Raw genomic sequence first — 17,160 nt, 5'->3', positions numbered from 1 at the left:
CATTTATGAAGTTCTTTCAATTATTTTTAAAAAAATTGAATTTTATTTAAATAAAACCAATCTACTTGAGCTTGTTGATCGGGTGACGTAACTCACATTTTAAGCCGTTGCGGCGGCTTATTTTATTCCGTTTACGTAAACGTAAATTTAAAACAGTTGTTTAAATTTAGTGATTAATTACCTAGTTTTAACTATCTGTTTTTAAAGATTAAAACCTTGTTACGTTTAGGTAAGCTAGAAACGTTACAAAATTGTTTAATTCAATAGCATAGACTAAAGTTCAGTAAACATAGCTTTACATCAAGTAATTATGTTACAAGCTTTTTTACCATAATCATTTACCGGTCAATTGGTAAGATGAATTTCAGATGGCCAATTTAAAGTATAAGCTCTATTTTATTATTGTGTTTAATATCATTTATTTAAGTATGTATTTCTCGGTTGGTAAGACCATTTTATGTGATCTGCAACACTGGTTTTTAAGTCGTTTTGGTAAAGTGAAGACTGTTGCAATTACAAACGTTTTTGGTTAGTTTTTAGTACGAAACAGACATTTGAAAGTTTTTGGTAAACAGTCAGCTTCAGTTAAATGTTATTAGAAATGGTTTATTTGAACGCGAATATATACGCCGATGAGTTGGTATAGATAAGCGTGATAAGTAGACAGTAGATAACGCCACTACACAGTGAAGCATGACAACCGATATCAAAACAGACAGCATTTAGGGAGCCATTATTATGACGGCAGAACAATTAGTAGCTCAATACAGTAAGTCCACAGCAAATGCTGATGATTCGATTAAAACCGATCTCACGTTTATTGGTCCCACTGTCAACGGCCAAGAAGACGTTTTTAACTCTGGCGCTGTGGCTTTCCTTGATTCGTTATGTGCAAAATTTGTTGATGAAGTACCTGAGCTATTAGCTAAGCGTAAACAAAAACAAGCTCGTATTGATAATGGTGAGTTGCCTGATTTTTTACCTGAAACTCGTGCAATACGTGGTGGTGATTGGACTATCCGTGGCATGCCTGATGATCTCACCGACAGACGTGTTGAAATTACTGGCCCCGTTGACCGTAAAATGATCATCAATGCTTTAAACGCCAATGTAAAAGTGTTTATGGCCGACTTTGAGGATTCATTAGCACCGAGTTGGCAAAAAATTGTCGAAGGACAAATTAACCTTCGTGATGCCGTTCGTGGCGATATTGAACTAACCGTTCCTGAAACCGGTAAGCATTATTCGTTAAACCCTGACCCTGCAGTGTTAATTGCTCGTGTACGTGGTTTGCATCTTATTGAAAAGCACATTGAATACAAAGGCAAACCTATTCCTGGTGGGTTAGTCGATTTTGCTATGTACTTTTACCATAATTATCGTCAGCTGTTAGCTAAAAAATCTGGACCTTACTTTTATATTCCTAAGTTAGAAAGCCATGTGGAAGCGCGTTGGTGGGCAAAAATGTTTGCCTTTGTAGAAGAGCGTTTTTGCTTACAGCCTGGCACGATTAAATGTACTTGTTTAATTGAGACATTACCTGCGGTATTTGAAATGGAAGAGATTCTTTATGAACTTCGTTCAAACATTGTCGCGCTTAATTGTGGTCGTTGGGATTATATCTTCAGCTACATCAAAACCTTAAAGAACTATCCGGACCGTGTACTACCCGACCGTCAAGCGGTAACGATGGATACTAAATTTTTAAGTGCTTATTCACGTCTATTGATAAAAACTTGCCATAAACGTGGCGCACTGGCCATGGGCGGTATGGCAGCATTTATTCCTGCTAAAGATGAAGCGACTAACGAACTGGTACTGCAAAAAGTGCGTGGCGATAAAGAGTTAGAGGCTCGCAATGGCCATGACGGTACTTGGGTCGCACATCCTGGTTTAGCCGACACCGCAATGAAAATTTTCAATGATTACATCGGTGGCGATAGAACCAATCAATTACACATTACTCGTGATGTCGATGCACCTATTTTAGCCAGCGAGTTACTTGAGCCTTGTCAAGGCGAGCGAACTGAAGCAGGCATGCGTTTGAACATTCGTATTGCGTTGCAGTACATCGAAGCGTGGATCCAGGGCAATGGTTGCGTACCGATTTACGGTTTGATGGAAGATGCTGCCACGGCTGAAATATCGCGCACTTCTATTTGGCAATGGATCCAGCATGGTAAAAGTTTATCCAACGGCAAACTGGTCACTAAAGCATTGTTTAAAGACATGTTGAAAGAAGAAATGGCCAACGTGAAAGAGGAACTTGGTGCAGAGCGCTTTAAAGCAGGTGAGTTCGCCAAAGCGGCAGCATTATTTGAACAAATTACTACCTCTGATGAGCTAGTCGATTTCTTAACATTACCAGGATATGAACTGTTAACGGCGTAATGTCGGATAACTATATTAATTACAACACTACTGAATTAGGCAAAGTTGAATGATTCACTTTGCCACCCTCATACAGTAAGGATCGACACTATGACTACACAACTTACTCGTCAGCAACAGGTTGATGTAATTAAGAAAGATTGGGCTGAAAATCCACGTTGGAAATCGGTTAAGCGTCCTTTTACTGCTGAAGAAGTTGTCGCATTACGTGGCTCTGTTGTGCCAGAAAATACCATTGCTAAAATGGGTGCTGCAAAATTGTGGGAACTGGTTAACGGCGGCGCTAAAAAAGGCTACGTAAACTCACTGGGCGCACTTACTGGTGGTCAAGCTGTACAACAAGCAAAAGCGGGAATAGAAGCGATTTACTTATCAGGCTGGCAGGTAGCTGCTGACGCTAACTTAGCGGGCACTATGTATCCAGACCAATCACTTTACCCAGCAAACTCAGTACCTGCTGTTGTGAGCCGTATTAATAACTCATTTCGCCGTGCTGACCAGATTCAATGGGGCAAAGAAGTAAATCCTGGTGATGACAATTACACTGACTATTTCCTACCTATCGTTGCTGATGCAGAAGCCGGTTTTGGTGGTGTATTGAATGCATTTGAACTAATGAAGTCGATGATTGATGCTGGTGCTGCAGGTGTTCACTTTGAAGACCAATTAGCGTCTGTTAAGAAGTGTGGTCACATGGGCGGTAAAGTTTTAGTGCCAACCCAAGAAGCGGTGCAAAAGTTAGTTGCTGCACGTTTAGCGGCAGATGTTAGTGGCGTTGATACCTTAGTTATTGCACGTACTGATGCTAATGCTGCTGATTTAATGACTTCTGATTGTGATGAATATGACCGTGAATTTGTTACCGGTGAACGTACTAACGAAGGTTTCTACCGTGTTCGAGCTGGTTTAGACCAAGCAATCTCACGTGGTCTTGCTTATGCTCCTTATGCTGATTTAATTTGGTGTGAAACGGCTAAACCTTGTCTTGAAGAAGCGAAGAAATTTGCTGATGCCATTCATGCAAAATACCCCGATCAACTATTAGCTTATAACTGTTCACCTTCGTTCAACTGGAAGAAGAATTTAGATGATGTAACGATTGCTAAATTCCAGCAAGAGCTGTCTAACATGGGTTATAAGTATCAGTTCATCACGTTAGCGGGCATTCATAACATGTGGTACAACATGTTCGATTTAGCCTATGACTATGCACGTGGTGAAGGCATGAAGCATTATGTTGAAAAAGTACAAGAGCTTGAATTTGCTGCGGCTAAGAAAGGTTATACCTTCGTATCGCACCAGCAAGAAGTGGGTACAGGTTACTTTGATCAAGTGACAACGTGTATTCAAGGCGGTAAATCGTCAGTAACAGCGCTAACGGGCTCTACTGAAGAAGAACAGTTTTAATCGTTAGTCCCAACCGTTTTACAAGTTTGGTCACTTTGTGGCTGTTGTAACCCCGTGCGGCTCACCTACAGGTCGTACGGGATTTTTATCCTCATATGATGGTTTATAAGCGAATGCTTAGTTGTTAAACCTGATTGTTTGGATACTTCCTACCCGTAAGTTTTTTCCAACCACACTATTGTGATTGCGGCTCTTGTGAGCCGTTTTTTTTTGCCCAATATTTATCGTTTATGTAGATGTCACTTTTGCGCCCAGATGAATCCCATTTATTTCGAACCACACTTGCTCAAAAATCGCTATTCCTGAATAAAGTGATGTAATAGCGATGTAACATGTCGCTTACTTGTTGTACTAGCATCAGCGAGATTAATTCATCAACCAGTAGGCGCTAGGATATGAGTATTGTTGTTTTGCTTTGATACGTGAGCTAGCTTGAGTGAATAGCAATATCTACAAGACACTGTGATGAAATTGAGTATACTGAAAACAATGTTTGTTATATTTAGGTTAATTTTTGAAGGCGATGACTCAGCAAAAAGGGGCTGATTACTGGACCAAGCGGATTAGTGATCAAGAAATGCCTGCATTATGTTCAACTGTGCGTGATTTAGAAAAGTTGGCAAAAGACGATGTGTCTTCGTTATCTTTGTTAGGTCGAAGTGTCATGCACGACAATGCACTCACCTCGCGTATTTTACGAGTGGCAAACAGCGCCACTTACAATAAAGGTATTAATCCTGTTTCGACCGTTAGCCGTGCAGCGGTAGTATTAGGTTTTGATACTATCCGCAACATATGCATTACCGCAAAACTACTCACCAGTTTACTTGAAAATAAGCACCTGAGCGAAGGTGTCTATCAACGTTTATTAAAACTGATGGCGCAATCTTTTCAAGCGGCGATGCTCGCCAGAATGATGATGAGCGACCGTGGAGAATCGCTACGTGAAGAGGTGTTTATTGCCTCGTTATTGTATCGAATAGGCGAAAGCGCTTTTTGGAGTATGGGCGGTGAATTGACCGAACAGCTTGATAATAAGCTGTTAGCCATTGACAATAAAATTGAACAAAACTCATTGATTCGAGCTGAACTAGGCACCTCTTTTACCCAGCTGACCCAAAGTATTGCCAGAAGCTGGGGCTTAGGTGAAGTGCTGATTAAGTCTTTAGCACAACCCGATGAGCGCATGCCTGAGATCCGTTGTATTTTTTTAGCCGATAAGTTATCAGAAATTGTGTCGCAGCCTAAAGTTAACCCTGAAGAACTGCATAAGCGCCTATCTCAAGCCGCAGAAATGCTAGACATCAGTGTGGATGAATTTACTGAAAAATTTATCGATTGCAGTAAAATAACCCATAAATTAGCCATTGAATATGGTGCCAAAGCCATAGTGTCTTATTTACCGAATACCGCAGACGTATTAGAACATGTCGACTCTCCTGTTGAGCCCACTGAAATTCGGCTAACCAATCAAGGTTATCAGTTAAGTAAATTGAGACAATTAACCCACTATGCAGTGGTTAAAACTGATTTTAATCAAATAATGCAAACCACATTAGAAGGGATGTTAACCGGAGTTGGCTTAGACCGTTGTGGTGTACTGTTACTCTCTCCAAGCCGTAAATTATTACAACCTAGGGTGATGATGGGGGATGGCGCTGAATTGTTGAAACAAGCCTTTGTGATTGAACTAGACGATCCTCGATCGGTTTTCACTCAATGTATAGGGCAAAAAAAGAGTGTGTGGGTCAATGCACCCACCAGTAAAGAATGCAAAGTACAAATTGATGATGTGCTAGTTGAACGCTTTTCTCAAAATGGCTTTTTATTAGCACCACTCTTTGTTGGCCATAAAGTGTTGGGATTATTTTATGCGGACAGGCAGGGATCTGGACGTTGTTTTGAGCAAGAGGATTTCGACAGTTTTACTCACTTTAGTGAACTCGCTAACGTGTGTTTTGGGGTGTCGATGACATAAGGTGGCTATTGAATAGTTTCCAATTCGCTACAATCTGTCTAGTGTCTAGTGAAGCGTTAACTATTCACTATTATGGCGGTCATCATACTCGACAATGGCCACCATATTGTTTAATGGCTATTGCATAATTAAGCTGGTAATACGTTTGGCTTTATCGTTTGGAATTGGAAAACTCAAATGATATTGCGCTATTTTCCATCCTTCAGAAGTTTGTACCAACGCACCAGTACCCCGGCTGATGCCATACGCCGGGCTATAGAGCTGCTCGTCAAATACAATGGTATCGTCAATTTGTAACAAGTGACGTGACTTTAAATCGTAACGCCAGCCTTTAGTGGGTTTGGCATAATGCTCAAATTCAACCATATTCCAACGCTCTGAATCATCGGTACCAATAAACACCGCTTGTGGATGATAAAGGCTAAAATAAGTGGTCCAGTCAGCAGCAGCTGCACTTTCATGTAATAAATTTAACAAGGCGCTGACTTCTTGGTTGTCTTTTTCTGATAAGCCTTGGCTATCAATTAACTCATTTTTTTGGCTAATGTCTTTTATAACAGCTTCACTTTCGGAGCTCACTTGCTGACTAACTTGTTTGTTTTTAGGCTCAGTTTGGCTTTGTTCAAGTGTTGATTCTTCGGCTTCAGTTGCGTGTAAATCGAAGGCTGCCACTGTCGTCATTAACACGGCAATAAAACCGAGTCGGTGAATGATTGATTGCATAGTATTCCTGTTAACCTAGTAAATTATTATTATGTGTTTTAATACTTTTTTAATGCCAATTTATTGGATCTAGCTGATAAAACTGGCTCAATTCTTTATACAATTGTTGATGCTGTTGGTAAAACTCCACGGGTCGTTCAAAAAACGTTTCACTTATCACTGCAAAAAACTCCGCCGGGTTGGTCGCGCCGTAATAGTTAAATAATGACGGGATATGGTGTTGAGCGCAATACTGAAGTTGCTTAAATTCTTGCCCCAATGTGCTAGACCATGAGCGATATGAAGTGATATCGCGCAGTGGTGGTGCACCATTAGCTGTTCCATCTTCTTGATCAAGCTGGTGAGCGAATTCGTGTATAACAACATTGCTACCATCAAACGGATCGGCAGCGCCTTCTATAGTGCTGTTCCATGACAATACGACTTTGCCATATTCCCAAGATTCTCCAAGCAACACATTGCGTTGGTTTGATTGTACCCCTGCGAGATCCGTGCGGTTTTTCTCAACGATAAACGCGCTTGGATAGACTAAAATTTGTTTAAGTTTTGGGTAATAGTCAGTTTTACGGTTGAGTAATAATAAACATGCTTGGGCTGCAATCGTCACTTTTACTTCGTCATTGATTTCGAATCCGTCACAACCGATAAATTGTTTCTCATCAATAAATATCTGAATATGCTTTTTGAGTTGAAGTTGCAAATCCGTCGGCATGGCTTTGAAATAAGGAAAACGCTTTTTTAATATATGACGCCATTGAGTGGGAAATGGTTTGCTGGCGACAATGCTACGTTGACGGTTGAGGCGCCATTGGCTACTGACAATCCATGCCACAGCTGTTATTGATATAACGAGCAATATTACAATCGCGATCATAGAAGTGTCCTGGTAGTCGAAGAGGGCGTTAAGATTGTTATTTTAAGCTTATGTATTATCTGAGCTTGCAATTTTTAGCATGGCTCATTTATTTCATTCGCTAGTCGCTGTTTAATTCCATGAGTATTTAATGGGGCAGTTTGTTAGCAAATTCAAGCTTTAGGAAAAACTAAATAGCAATGGGAGCCATAAGTGATAACGTAGTTTGCTTAACGTGTAGGTTGGGATTTTGGTTAAGTAAAAGCACTGGCTAGCAAATATTAGTCTCATATTTACTGCCAGTGAAAGGGCGGGGATAAAGTGGTCGTCGTTGTGTTTGGTTAAATTTATGTTCAATTAACTATTTGTCTGCAAAATTAACTATTGGTCTGCAAAATTAACTATTGGTCTGTAAAGCTAACATCTAACCGTTTTTGTTGTTGTGGAGATAGACTAAAATATTGTGAAATCAACTGCCTGATAAGTTTTGATTTTGCAACTCCTCCCTGCTGACTGAGTAATGCGAGCTGGCTTATTGCCGTTTCACTTAAGGTATAGGTACAACGTCTATAAGGTTGCTGTTTACTTTTATTGACCGATTTTATTGGCTCTATATGCTGTGGATATTTTCGTTGTAAAAAATCGATTATATTGTTTTGCTTACCTGCATCGCTTGTCATTAGCGTTTGCTTTTCCTCATGTTGAGGGCGGTCTTGGCCAGCAGCATATAAATCGGCTGCTGCAATAAAGTCATCAATTGATACTGCAATGTTATTGGTGCTTTTACATAACGAAGCGTTTTTCTTGAGATCGGCTAGTCCCATAATTTCCTCTCATCGTGGTCACGTTCGATGCAGTATTGCGCTGTTCAATGAGTTGCTTTGCATCAGTAATGTTGAGTAATTCACAGGCAATATTGCGCATTTCTTCTGCAGCTTTACCTTGGGGTTCTAACTCAAATACTGATAAGCCAGATTCTTCACTGTCGTCGTAAATATTGCGACTGTAGTTAACGGCATCTAATACATTAATGTCATAAGTACGACAGACATCTTTTGCTTCAGTAATTCTGCTTGCCTGGTTCGGTAAACTTGGGCATTGAGTGATCACAAATGATGCTTTCATTTTTGGGTTTATCATCAAACAAGTTGAGACGATATCGTCCATATGGCTGACGGTTTTTAAATCTCGTCGTTTTGGGCGCAATGGCATTAATACATAGGATGCAACTGACATGGTTGCTCTAAGCGCTAGATTATCTTGGCCACCACAATCGACAATAACATAGTCATAATGTTGCTTTAAGCTGAGCAAGTCATTACGAATTTTGCCATACAGCTGCACGCAGTTAATGGCCGGCAGTTTTGGGTTGTTGTTCCGAGCTTGGATCCAGTCTGATGTGGTTCTTTGCGGATCGCAGTCGACCATAATCACGCTGGCTTGAACTTCATTGGTTAGGAAGACTGCAATATTTTGCGCAAGGCAGCTTTTACCACTCCCCCCTTTTTCACCACCAACTAATATGATCATGGATGTTGCCCTCTCAATATAACTAACTTACACCGTTAAATGTAATTGATACTACACTGTAATAATGGTTATAGATTTAGTCAATTAGCTGATTTTTGACGGTTTTTTATTAATGTCTTCGAGGCGGTTATTTGACTTTTTTGACCATAAAGGCAGAAAATTGACAGCAAAGGTTTGCATCCGCCAATGTTAGTGAAAGGTTAAATTTAATAATGACTTGCAGCTGTTATGTGCAAATAACATCGTTGTTTTATGAGGTGTTTTCAATGCATATAAAATATGAATACGTGTTTTATATGCATTAAATGACTATAAATCTATTTTGATATAGCTAATTGATATATTTTAGGGATGCAGCAAAACGAGTTATTTTAAGCTTAAATTTGATTCAATCGGTTATTTTACGCTAACCAGTGGTCTTATTATTGTCCGATATAGTCAGTTACAATCGCTTTTGAACTGAGCCTGGGGTGAGTTTGAATAGAGGCGACGATTCATTCAGCATGAGTTTACTCTGGGTTGGTTGATTAATGAGTAGCTAACCTCTCATTAATTAACCCAGTATCAATTCATTGTGCATTTCACTCGTTGTACTTTTTTGATGGCCCGTAATGTCAATCGCGTGCATTGTCAGTTCACTTTGCTTAACTTAAAGCAGTTTTGATAAAGGCTTTGAACTGATAAAATAGTTAATGTAATCGGTATTACATTAACCTAATCGATAAACAAAGGCGTGGAGCCATAAGTGATGAATGAGCAGCAATTGTTAGAAGCGATTAATCAAACCATGCCATTTGGTAAATATGCTGGTCGTAAATTACTGCAGTTACCAGAACCTTATTTGGTTTGGTTTCACTCTAAAGGTTTTCCTGAAGGCAAACTTGGTGAGCAACTAGCATTAATGTATGAAGTGAAGCTCAATGGATTGGAAGAAATGCTACAACCTCTGTTAAAGCGGTGAAGCTAGGTAGTAAGCGATGAAGCTGGTAACAAGCGATGACGAACGTAACAGCCTAGAGGCTAGCGCGGACTGCGTCCTGCTAGATCGCTACGCTGTTAAATAAAGCGGTCAAAGCGTTCGCTCGTTATCGTCCTAGCACCTAGGCTTTTAACGCTCGTTATCGCTTTTATAGCGTTCTCGCAGGACTAAGCCCGCCCTAGTAGCGAGTCTATTAACCGTTTTTTCATGTAAAAGCCGGTAAACGTTTGGCCACACTTTTGTTGATAGCTTGTTTGTTGCAAAACAAATCCCATAGCTTCAAACAACGGTTTAGATAAGTATGACGCATCAACACTGAGATAAGGATATGGTTGCTGAAGAGCCCAATGTTGTAAGTGTTTATAGAGTGCGCGGGCGATGCCTTGCTGCTGATAGTCGGGGTGAACGTATAAGCAGTCAATATACCCCAGGTGTTTAAAATGAGTTTCTAGACTAATAAAACCAATGACCTTTTGGTTATCAAGTGCTAACCAGGCTTTATTTCGTTTGTATCGTAGTTGCCAAAATTTAGCCGAACGGGGTGCTGATGACCACGCATTGAGTTTTAAGGTCGGGTATCTTGGATGAATAATGCCTTGTACAGCCGTATGGTATAATTCACTTATTTGAGTTGCATAGGATGCAGAAAAATCAACGATTTGATGAGGTTGATTTATTGAGTTTTTCATAAAAAAGACCAATCGATAAGATTGGCCAATTATGTAAGTTTTTTACGATAAAACGTACTATTTTTTATTAATATTGCCAACAAACATGATTTTATCAAAGGTTCTGTTTAGGCTTGAGCTTTTAAAGTCGCTCATCCACATTTGTTCCGACACTTCTACCTTATCGCCTTTAGCCACTTCAGTTTGCGGACCCGCAGCCCAATATGTTTTGTCAGCTTCTTTTAGTTGAACGTAGGTATAACCGCCACCATTCATGGTGTCGAGTACTTCGCCTTGATGCAAAGCACCTTGTGCCCATACAGAAGAAACACCCATAGCCAAAGTGGCAGCGGCAGCAAATGCAATTAATTTAGCTTTCATGTATGTATTCCTATTTTGCCAAAAATGATAATTAATGAGGATATTAATTCAACCTTTGAACTATTTAACCATCTCTGCTCATTATGGTCTGTGATCTACCGCGAATTATTGTCTTCTATCTGCTGTTAGGTGGTTTCTTTTAGGTATTGTCTTCTAAATATATGAAGTTGCCGTTTAATCGCGATGGCTAATGTAATGTACATTTGTAAACAGTTGTCCCGTAATGAGATGGCCATGTTGACTAACAAAATCGATGAAGGCTTCTGGCAGCGTTTGATTGCTCATCGGTTGCTGCCAGTGGGCATGCAATAACGCATCATAACCTTCCTTACCCGCTGCGGTATAAGAACTTGATACGCCAATATACAACTTATTAGATTCAAGAGTTTGCCATTGATCCTGCTTGTAGATATCAATTTGAGTGATCCGCTGGCCTTTAACTCGCTTACCATCATAGAAGTAGCGTAATCCATAGGGGTAGGGGAAACTGCCCGCACCTGTGCCGACAATACCATTATTGGTAGCGCTATTGATGGACGATTCTAAAGCTTCAATAATATGTTTACCCATAATTTGATACAAGGTTAGGGGTAATTCGAATGGCAAAATGCGGCCAATAACATCGGCAAGTGATAATTGCCCTTTATTGAGTGATTGCCTTACACCTCCCGCATTATGGAGTGCAAAATCGATATTTGGCTCAATATATTTAGCCGCTTTATACATGCTACGACTCACCCAAGGGGCTATTTCACTGCCATGAGGCAGCTGTTTGCTGGGCAACCTAGTGTGGACAAAGTTTCGAGGTATATGAGCCAGTATTTGGTTTTCTAGCGCATCTAATGATGGGCGGTATTGGCTGTGAATCACCTGATGAATAGCATCATCATGCTTAGCGTCTTTTATGCTTGGGTGATTGAACAACTGCTCGATTAAATCTGCGGCAATAGCACTATCGGCAGGCTGTCCGTCTTTAGTGCTGACATGAATATTGTCATCAAGCATAAAATAGTTATTACCGATAAGTTCGGTTACTTTGCCATTTGAATCAAAATTGATTTGAGCAATACCCAGCGTTTCTGCATATTTTCCGGCATGCAAAATAGGCGTTGAGTTTATGGTTTCTGCGTAAGGAATATCGCTTAAGCCAATGTTGCTCATATTACCTTGGAGAGTATGAGAATGTCCGCCGACAATTAGACTTATGCCGTCGACACAGGCAGCAAGTTCTTGGTCTTGGTCTAAACCTAGGTGGCTTAGTACAATAATATGATTAATGCCTTGCTGTTTCAGTTTTTGAACTGTTTTACGGGTAGTGTCGATAGCATTAACAAAGTGGGTATCGGGATCCGGCCTAGCAATTAAATGCATTTGATCTAAGGTAATACCAATAATAGCCATTTGAATATCGTGAAATGGCTTTATCAATACTTTTGCTGTCCCGGTACTGTCATCAAAGTCGTACAACATCGGGTGGCCGTATAATCGACCTGTTTTCTGCCTATCTTCTGCGCTTAAATCCATATTTCCGGCTAATACCGGAAAGTCGATACGGTTTAAAAAGGCCTGCACAGGGCTATTACCTGCATCGATTTCGTGATTACCCAACACCATGGCATCAGGTTTGAGTAAGTTAAGAAGGTGTGCATTGGCGGCACCTTGAAACTCTCTAAAATATAAAGTGCCCTGAAAGCTATCGCCGCCATGTAAAAATAGAAATGGAGTTTGCTCGGCTGCGGCTTGCTGCCTTGTTTGTTCAATTTGGTAACCTAAACGCGCATAGCCACCTGAATGGCCTTCAAGTGTATAAGTGCGTTGCTGGGCTGTCAGGCTAAACTGGACTGGACTAGGTTCGAAGTTAGAATGAGTGTCATTAATATGAGCTATAGATAAACGATAAATATGTGACATTTTTTTCCTCAATATAATGTCACCATCTTATACTAATTTAGCTAAACATGTCATCACTGCGCGTTGTTGTGATCTTTATATTGCAGCTCAAACAACGGAAATGATGGTACTAATTGGCTGGATATAGCCAATACAGTTTGTATTAAAAAATGCGACCAACAGAATGTTAATAATTGATTTTTTGATTATGTATCCGTGCGCAAGTGGCTTAATTAACCAAGTTAATTATCATCGTATATAACTAACCCTTTATTCTTGATTCGTCGTTGCCACAGCTTACGCGCCAGAGCTTGCATGTTGGGAGCTAAATCCTTTGAATCAACGATTTCTAAACCAATTAAGGTTTCGATGATATCTTCAATTGTCACTATCCCTTCACTTGAGCCATATTCATCAACCACTAATGCCATTTTAGCATTACGTTTTATCATTAATTGAAACAGTGGCAATACTCTTACGGAAGAGGGGACTACAAGTAACGTTTTTAAATGAGTACCAATTTCGGTATCTGGTGCTTGTCGAGACTGAAGGATAATGTCATTACGATTGACATAACCAATCACATTATCTCGGTCACCTTGGTAAATCGGAAAACGAGTAAACGGGCTCGACAAATATTGGTCGATAAATTGCGCATGAGTGATGTGAGTCGATAATTTAAATATTACCGTTCTGGGGGTCATGATGTCGCTGACGTGCATGTCTTTCATCGATAACATTTGGGTTAAAATTTGTGATTCTTGTTCACTTAACTCACCACTGTCTTTACCCATTTTACTCATCGCGCCGAGCTCTTGACGAATGTATTGACCGTTATTACCTTTGCCTAACAGATTGGTGACTTTTTGAGACATCCAAATTAAAGGCATGGTCATTTTTTCCATCCAGAATAGGCATACCGATACCGATGGCGCCAATTTACGCCAATGATTAGCCCCTAGTGTTTTAGGGATGATTTCTGAGAGGAACAAAATTAAAAAAGTTAGAACAGCAGAGAATACCCCAAGCATTTGACTACCAAACACAATAGCCGCCTGTGCGCCAGCAATAGAAGCACCCATGGTATGTGAGATGGTATTTAGCGTTAGGATAGACACTAAAGGAGAGTCAATATTTTGCTTTTGCTTATCTAGCTGCGCAGCAATAAAGGGGTTAGTTTCTTTTAGGGTTGCGATATAACTTGGAGTGACAGATAAGAGAACTGCTTCAAAAATACTACACAAAAAGGAAATCAAAATAGCAAAAGAAACAATCAATAAAAGGGTTAACATAGTGTGAGTAAAAACTTCCTCGTAGAAGGCCATATAGCCTGCAGTAATACTAACATATCACTAGATGCAGATATACTGGCTAAAACGTGATGCTAACTGTATAATTCGCCGCCCTGTTACAGGTTTTGGTGTTTTGAGGTTAGGCGAATGAGTGTAAAGAAAATCAATTTATTAGATCTTGATCGTAAAGGACTACGGGCGTTGTTCAGTGAGATGGGCGAAAAACCGTTTCGTGCCGATCAGTTAATGAAGTGGGTTTATCACTTTGGTGTCACTGACTTTGAAGAAATGAACAACATAAACAAAGTGTTGCGTACCAAACTTGCAGCGAAATGTGAAATTGTTGCGCCTGAAATTGCGAGTTTTCAAAAGTCGAATGATGGCACTATTAAATTTGCTATCAATGTTGGCCAAGGCCAAGAAGTTGAAACCGTATATATTCCTGAAGAAGACCGCGCGACCTTGTGTGTATCGTCACAAGTCGGCTGCGCTTTAGAATGTACCTTCTGCTCAACGGGCCAACAAGGTTTTAACCGTAATTTAACGGTATCTGAAATTATTGGCCAAGTTTGGCGTGTATCGCAATTTTTAGGTTTCCATAAAGACACTGGCGATCGACCAATTTCTAACGTAGTGATGATGGGGATGGGTGAGCCTTTGCTGAACCTTGCTAACGTGATCCCTGCGATGGATATTATGCTGGATGATTTTGGCTTTAGTTTATCTAAACGTCGAGTGACGTTATCAACCTCTGGTGTAGTACCTGCACTTGATAAATTAGGTGACGCCATTGATGTCGCATTAGCGGTAAGTATTCACGCACCAAATGATGAACTGCGCGATGTGTTGGTTCCAGTTAATAAAAAATATCCATTACAAGAATTTTTAGCGGGTATTCGTCGTTATTTAGAAAAGTCTAATGCAAATCGCGGCCGCGTGACGGTTGAATATGTCATGCTTGATCATATTAATGACAGCACAGACCAAGCGCATGAACTTGCGATTCTAATGAAAGATACTCCATGTAAGATTAACTTAATTCCGTTTAACCCGTACCCTGGTTCTCCTTACGGTCGTTCATCTAACTCACGCATAGATCGTTTTTCTAAAGTGTTGATGGAACACGGCCTAACTGTGATTGTTCGTAAAACTCGTGGTGATGATATTGATGCTGCTTGTGGCCAACTAGCTGGCGATATTCGTGATAGAACAAAGCGTTTAGCAAAAAAACAAATGCAACAGAATCAGATTTCAGTCACAATGGAATAACTCGTTGTTTGCATAGATAATAGGCTTATAAATGAAGCACGGAATGCAAAAGGTTGTTCTGATTACTTTAGTGGCTTTGTCCGTCACTGCTTGTGTTACTGAGCGTACTTACAGTGGTACTGATACCCCTGTAGCAGAGCGTCGGTTTGATAAGCAGGGGGCCGCTAGAGAACGAATGCAACTTGGGTTAACTTATCTAAATCGTGGAAATAGTGAACAAGCCAAGTACAATTTAAATAAAGCTGTTGAATATGCACCGAATATCAGTGAAGTTCATATGGCAATGGCTTATTATTATCAAACAGTTGGTGATATAGAGCGAACAGAAGAGTCATATAAAAAAGCCATTAGCTTGAGTGATGTTACTGGTGATGCACGGAATAACTTTGGGGTGTTTTTGTGTCAGCAAAATAATTTTGTTGAGTCTGAGAAAATGTTTCTTGCGGCGATTGAAACACCTAAATATACCCGTACCGCATCGAGTTATGAAAACTTAGGCGTATGCAGCCGTAAAGCCGGTGATAAAGAAAAAGCGCGACAGTATTTTAATATGGCGTTAAAGTATGATCAAAGACGTAAAGTAACGTTATTAGAATTAACCGAGTTAGCCATGGAAGATGCTGACTACGGCAATGCGCGCGAACAACTCGCAAGATACCATCGAGTTGCTAGCGAATCAGCAGAAAGTTTAGCCTTAGGGATTAAGATTGAGCGGGCGGCGAATGATATAGAAGCCGTAAAACGATTTGGCATTTTACTTATTGCTAAGTTTCCTGCATCTCCACAAGCCAAAAATTATAGAGCTAACTTGAATTAATGACTAAAGAATTCGAAGTAGAACAAGACGTAGAAGAAACGTCATTGTTAAAGGATGTTGTTACTGCTGGCGCCATTTTAAAAGCGGCTCGCGAAGCAAAGGGACTCTCAATTGAGACCGTAGCAACCCAATTGCATTTACGTCCCAAGATTATCAATGATCTTGAAAATGACATTTTTGTTAATATTGCCTCCACCACATATGTTAGAGGTTATATTAAAAATTATGCCCGTGTTGTGAGTGCTGACATTAACCAAATTCAACAATGCTTAAGCCATCAGTTGCCTGAAATTGTTGCGCCTGCGATGCAAAGTTTTTCACGTAAAACGACTCATCAAGCTCGTAATAGTCGTCTTAATTTAGTGACTTATCTTATCGTTGCCGTATTGATTGCCATGTTAGTGTTGTGGTGGGTACAGAAATCATCGTTACTAACCAATGTTGATTTATCGCAGCCTACCGTTGAAGAGATTGCTGCTGAAAGTAACATGCCTGAACCGCAACAGATCATTCGAAGTGGCTCAGTGCAATCTACTGCTAATGATGTAGGTAACGAAGGCAATGATAGTGCAACAGATTCGGCTAACAAGGCAGCAATAGAAGCCGAAGATAAGCTGATTCAAACGGCACAAGATGCAGCCAGTACTGCACAACAATTAGCGGCTAGCAGCAGTGTTACAACTGCTAGTACTGAATCTTCATCAACAACAGACACCAGTTTAACCAGTGGCGAAAGTGTATTAACCATTGAGCTTACCGGTGACTGTTGGGTTAACGTGACTGATGCTAATGGCAAAGTGATGGTTGATGGCGTGAAGAATTCGGCACAACGAATTGAAGTTCGTGGAATAAAACCTTTTAAAGTGATTCTGGGTGCTCCTCAAGTAGCCAGCATCAGCCTCGATGGCAATAATGTCAGTTTAGCTGAGTTTGCCAACGGTCGAGTTGCAAGATTAACCCTGCCTAAAGCGTCATAATGCTT

15 protein-coding genes are annotated in these 17,160 nt (G+C 40.3%); 7 read left to right on the top strand and 8 right to left on the bottom strand.

The features are described 5' to 3' along the window. Positions 1-738 precede the first annotated feature (738 nt). The 3 genes from aceB to AAEY99_RS12455 all read left to right on the top strand — a co-directional run bounded on the left by aceB (position 739) and on the right by AAEY99_RS12455 (position 5,776). Positions 739-2,391 carry a malate synthase A gene (gene aceB / locus AAEY99_RS12465; RefSeq protein WP_182743956.1) on the top strand — a complete coding sequence of 551 codons (1,653 nt, stop codon included), beginning with the start codon at positions 739-741 and terminating at the stop codon, positions 2,389-2,391. A gap of 90 nt (positions 2,392-2,481) precedes the next feature. Continuing rightward, complete coding sequence (gene aceA, locus AAEY99_RS12460) at positions 2,482-3,798, top strand: isocitrate lyase (protein WP_101085537.1); 1,317 nt, start codon at positions 2,482-2,484, stop codon at positions 3,796-3,798. Between the two features lie 523 nt (positions 3,799-4,321). Beyond that, positions 4,322-5,776 carry an HDOD domain-containing protein gene (locus AAEY99_RS12455; protein WP_162024296.1) on the top strand — a complete coding sequence of 485 codons (1,455 nt, stop codon included), beginning with the start codon at positions 4,322-4,324 and terminating at the stop codon, positions 5,774-5,776. 117 nt (positions 5,777-5,893) lie between these two features. Here AAEY99_RS12455 and AAEY99_RS12450 read toward each other — a convergent pair whose 3' ends face one another. The 4 genes from AAEY99_RS12450 to AAEY99_RS12435 all read right to left on the bottom strand — a co-directional run bounded on the left by AAEY99_RS12450 (position 5,894) and on the right by AAEY99_RS12435 (position 8,882). Continuing rightward, positions 5,894-6,499, bottom strand: a complete 606-nt coding sequence (locus tag AAEY99_RS12450; RefSeq protein WP_162022599.1) for a nuclear transport factor 2 family protein — start codon at positions 6,497-6,499, stop codon at positions 5,894-5,896. A 49-nt stretch (positions 6,500-6,548) separates the two neighbouring features. Beyond that, positions 6,549-7,373: a M90 family metallopeptidase gene (locus AAEY99_RS12445; RefSeq protein WP_351010672.1), complete on the bottom strand. Its 825-nt coding sequence runs from the start codon at positions 7,371-7,373 to the stop codon at positions 6,549-6,551. 380 nt (positions 7,374-7,753) lie between these two features. Further along, positions 7,754-8,176: a hypothetical protein gene (locus AAEY99_RS12440; RefSeq protein WP_351010670.1), complete on the bottom strand. Its 423-nt coding sequence runs from the start codon at positions 8,174-8,176 to the stop codon at positions 7,754-7,756. Further along, a complete protein-coding gene (locus tag AAEY99_RS12435) occupies positions 8,136-8,882 on the bottom strand; it encodes an AAA family ATPase (protein WP_351010668.1) in 747 nt (248 codons plus the stop codon). The genes AAEY99_RS12440 and AAEY99_RS12435 overlap by 41 nt, the downstream gene beginning before the upstream one ends. A 748-nt stretch (positions 8,883-9,630) precedes the next feature. Between AAEY99_RS12435 and AAEY99_RS12430 the strand changes: the two genes are divergently transcribed. Further along, positions 9,631-9,843 carry a DUF3820 family protein gene (locus AAEY99_RS12430; RefSeq protein WP_041413444.1) on the top strand — a complete coding sequence of 71 codons (213 nt, stop codon included), beginning with the start codon at positions 9,631-9,633 and terminating at the stop codon, positions 9,841-9,843. Between the two features lie 185 nt (positions 9,844-10,028). Here the strand turns inward: AAEY99_RS12430 and AAEY99_RS12425 are convergent, their stop codons facing one another. The 4 genes from AAEY99_RS12425 to AAEY99_RS12410 form a co-directional block, all read right to left on the bottom strand. Further along, positions 10,029-10,550, bottom strand: a complete 522-nt coding sequence (locus tag AAEY99_RS12425; protein ID WP_351010666.1) for a GNAT family N-acetyltransferase — start codon at positions 10,548-10,550, stop codon at positions 10,029-10,031. A gap of 57 nt (positions 10,551-10,607) precedes the next feature. Then, positions 10,608-10,910 (bottom strand): hypothetical protein, encoded by a 303-nt coding sequence (locus AAEY99_RS12420; RefSeq protein ID WP_059747853.1) that lies wholly within the window; start codon positions 10,908-10,910, stop codon positions 10,608-10,610. A gap of 174 nt (positions 10,911-11,084) precedes the next feature. Then, on the bottom strand, positions 11,085-12,821 hold the full coding sequence (locus tag AAEY99_RS12415; protein ID WP_101085525.1) for a bifunctional metallophosphatase/5'-nucleotidase: 1,737 nt from the start codon (positions 12,819-12,821) through the stop codon (positions 11,085-11,087). 221 nt (positions 12,822-13,042) lie between these two features. Next, on the bottom strand, positions 13,043-14,092 hold the full coding sequence (locus tag AAEY99_RS12410; protein WP_162024297.1) for a CNNM domain-containing protein: 1,050 nt from the start codon (positions 14,090-14,092) through the stop codon (positions 13,043-13,045). A gap of 147 nt (positions 14,093-14,239) precedes the next feature. On the opposite strand from AAEY99_RS12410, the gene rlmN reads away from it, so the two are divergent. From rlmN to AAEY99_RS12395, 3 genes are read left to right on the top strand one after another with little or no spacing between them, the layout of a single operon-like run. Next, entirely contained in the window at positions 14,240-15,361 is a 1,122-nt protein-coding gene (gene rlmN / locus AAEY99_RS12405) for a dual-specificity RNA methyltransferase RlmN (protein WP_011636587.1), read from the top strand. Positions 15,362-15,392: 31 nt separating this feature from the next. Beyond that, positions 15,393-16,178, top strand: a complete 786-nt coding sequence (gene pilW / locus AAEY99_RS12400; RefSeq protein WP_101085522.1) for a type IV pilus biogenesis/stability protein PilW — start codon at positions 15,393-15,395, stop codon at positions 16,176-16,178. Continuing rightward, entirely contained in the window at positions 16,178-17,155 is a 978-nt protein-coding gene (locus tag AAEY99_RS12395; protein WP_351010664.1) for a RodZ domain-containing protein, read from the top strand. Before pilW ends, AAEY99_RS12395 begins: the two co-directional genes overlap by 1 nt. Positions 17,156-17,160: the final 5 nt, after the last annotated feature.

The organism is Shewanella sp. S1-58-MNA-CIBAN-0166 (genome assembly GCF_040310085.1).
Lineage (GTDB): Bacteria > Pseudomonadota > Gammaproteobacteria > Enterobacterales > Shewanellaceae > Shewanella.
The sequence above is the reverse complement of the archived record's forward strand: the minus strand, read 5'-3'. Positions and strand labels throughout refer to the sequence as shown.

Bases quoted from the DNA above. Each gene is read 5' to 3' on its own strand.
- rlmN (WP_011636587.1), top strand. From the start codon at position 14,240: ATGAGTGTAAAGAAAATCAATTTATTAGATCTTGATCGTAAAGGACTA.
- AAEY99_RS12435 (WP_351010668.1), bottom strand. From the start codon at position 8,882: ATGATCATATTAGTTGGTGGTGAAAAAGGGGGGAGTGGTAAAAGCTGC.
- AAEY99_RS12430 (WP_041413444.1), top strand. From the start codon at position 9,631: ATGAATGAGCAGCAATTGTTAGAAGCGATTAATCAAACCATGCCATTT.
- pilW (WP_101085522.1), top strand. From the start codon at position 15,393: ATGAAGCACGGAATGCAAAAGGTTGTTCTGATTACTTTAGTGGCTTTG.
- AAEY99_RS12450 (WP_162022599.1), bottom strand. From the start codon at position 6,499: ATGCAATCAATCATTCACCGACTCGGTTTTATTGCCGTGTTAATGACG.
- AAEY99_RS12410 (WP_162024297.1), bottom strand. From the start codon at position 14,092: ATGTTAACCCTTTTATTGATTGTTTCTTTTGCTATTTTGATTTCCTTT.
- AAEY99_RS12445 (WP_351010672.1), bottom strand. From the start codon at position 7,373: ATGATCGCGATTGTAATATTGCTCGTTATATCAATAACAGCTGTGGCA.
- AAEY99_RS12425 (WP_351010666.1), bottom strand. From the start codon at position 10,550: ATGAAAAACTCAATAAATCAACCTCATCAAATCGTTGATTTTTCTGCA.
- AAEY99_RS12415 (WP_101085525.1), bottom strand. From the start codon at position 12,821: ATGTCACATATTTATCGTTTATCTATAGCTCATATTAATGACACTCAT.
- aceB (WP_182743956.1), top strand. From the start codon at position 739: ATGACGGCAGAACAATTAGTAGCTCAATACAGTAAGTCCACAGCAAAT.
- AAEY99_RS12395 (WP_351010664.1), top strand. From the start codon at position 16,178: ATGACTAAAGAATTCGAAGTAGAACAAGACGTAGAAGAAACGTCATTG.
- AAEY99_RS12455 (WP_162024296.1), top strand. From the start codon at position 4,322: ATGACTCAGCAAAAAGGGGCTGATTACTGGACCAAGCGGATTAGTGAT.
- AAEY99_RS12440 (WP_351010670.1), bottom strand. From the start codon at position 8,176: ATGGGACTAGCCGATCTCAAGAAAAACGCTTCGTTATGTAAAAGCACC.
- aceA (WP_101085537.1), top strand. From the start codon at position 2,482: ATGACTACACAACTTACTCGTCAGCAACAGGTTGATGTAATTAAGAAA.
- AAEY99_RS12420 (WP_059747853.1), bottom strand. From the start codon at position 10,910: ATGAAAGCTAAATTAATTGCATTTGCTGCCGCTGCCACTTTGGCTATG.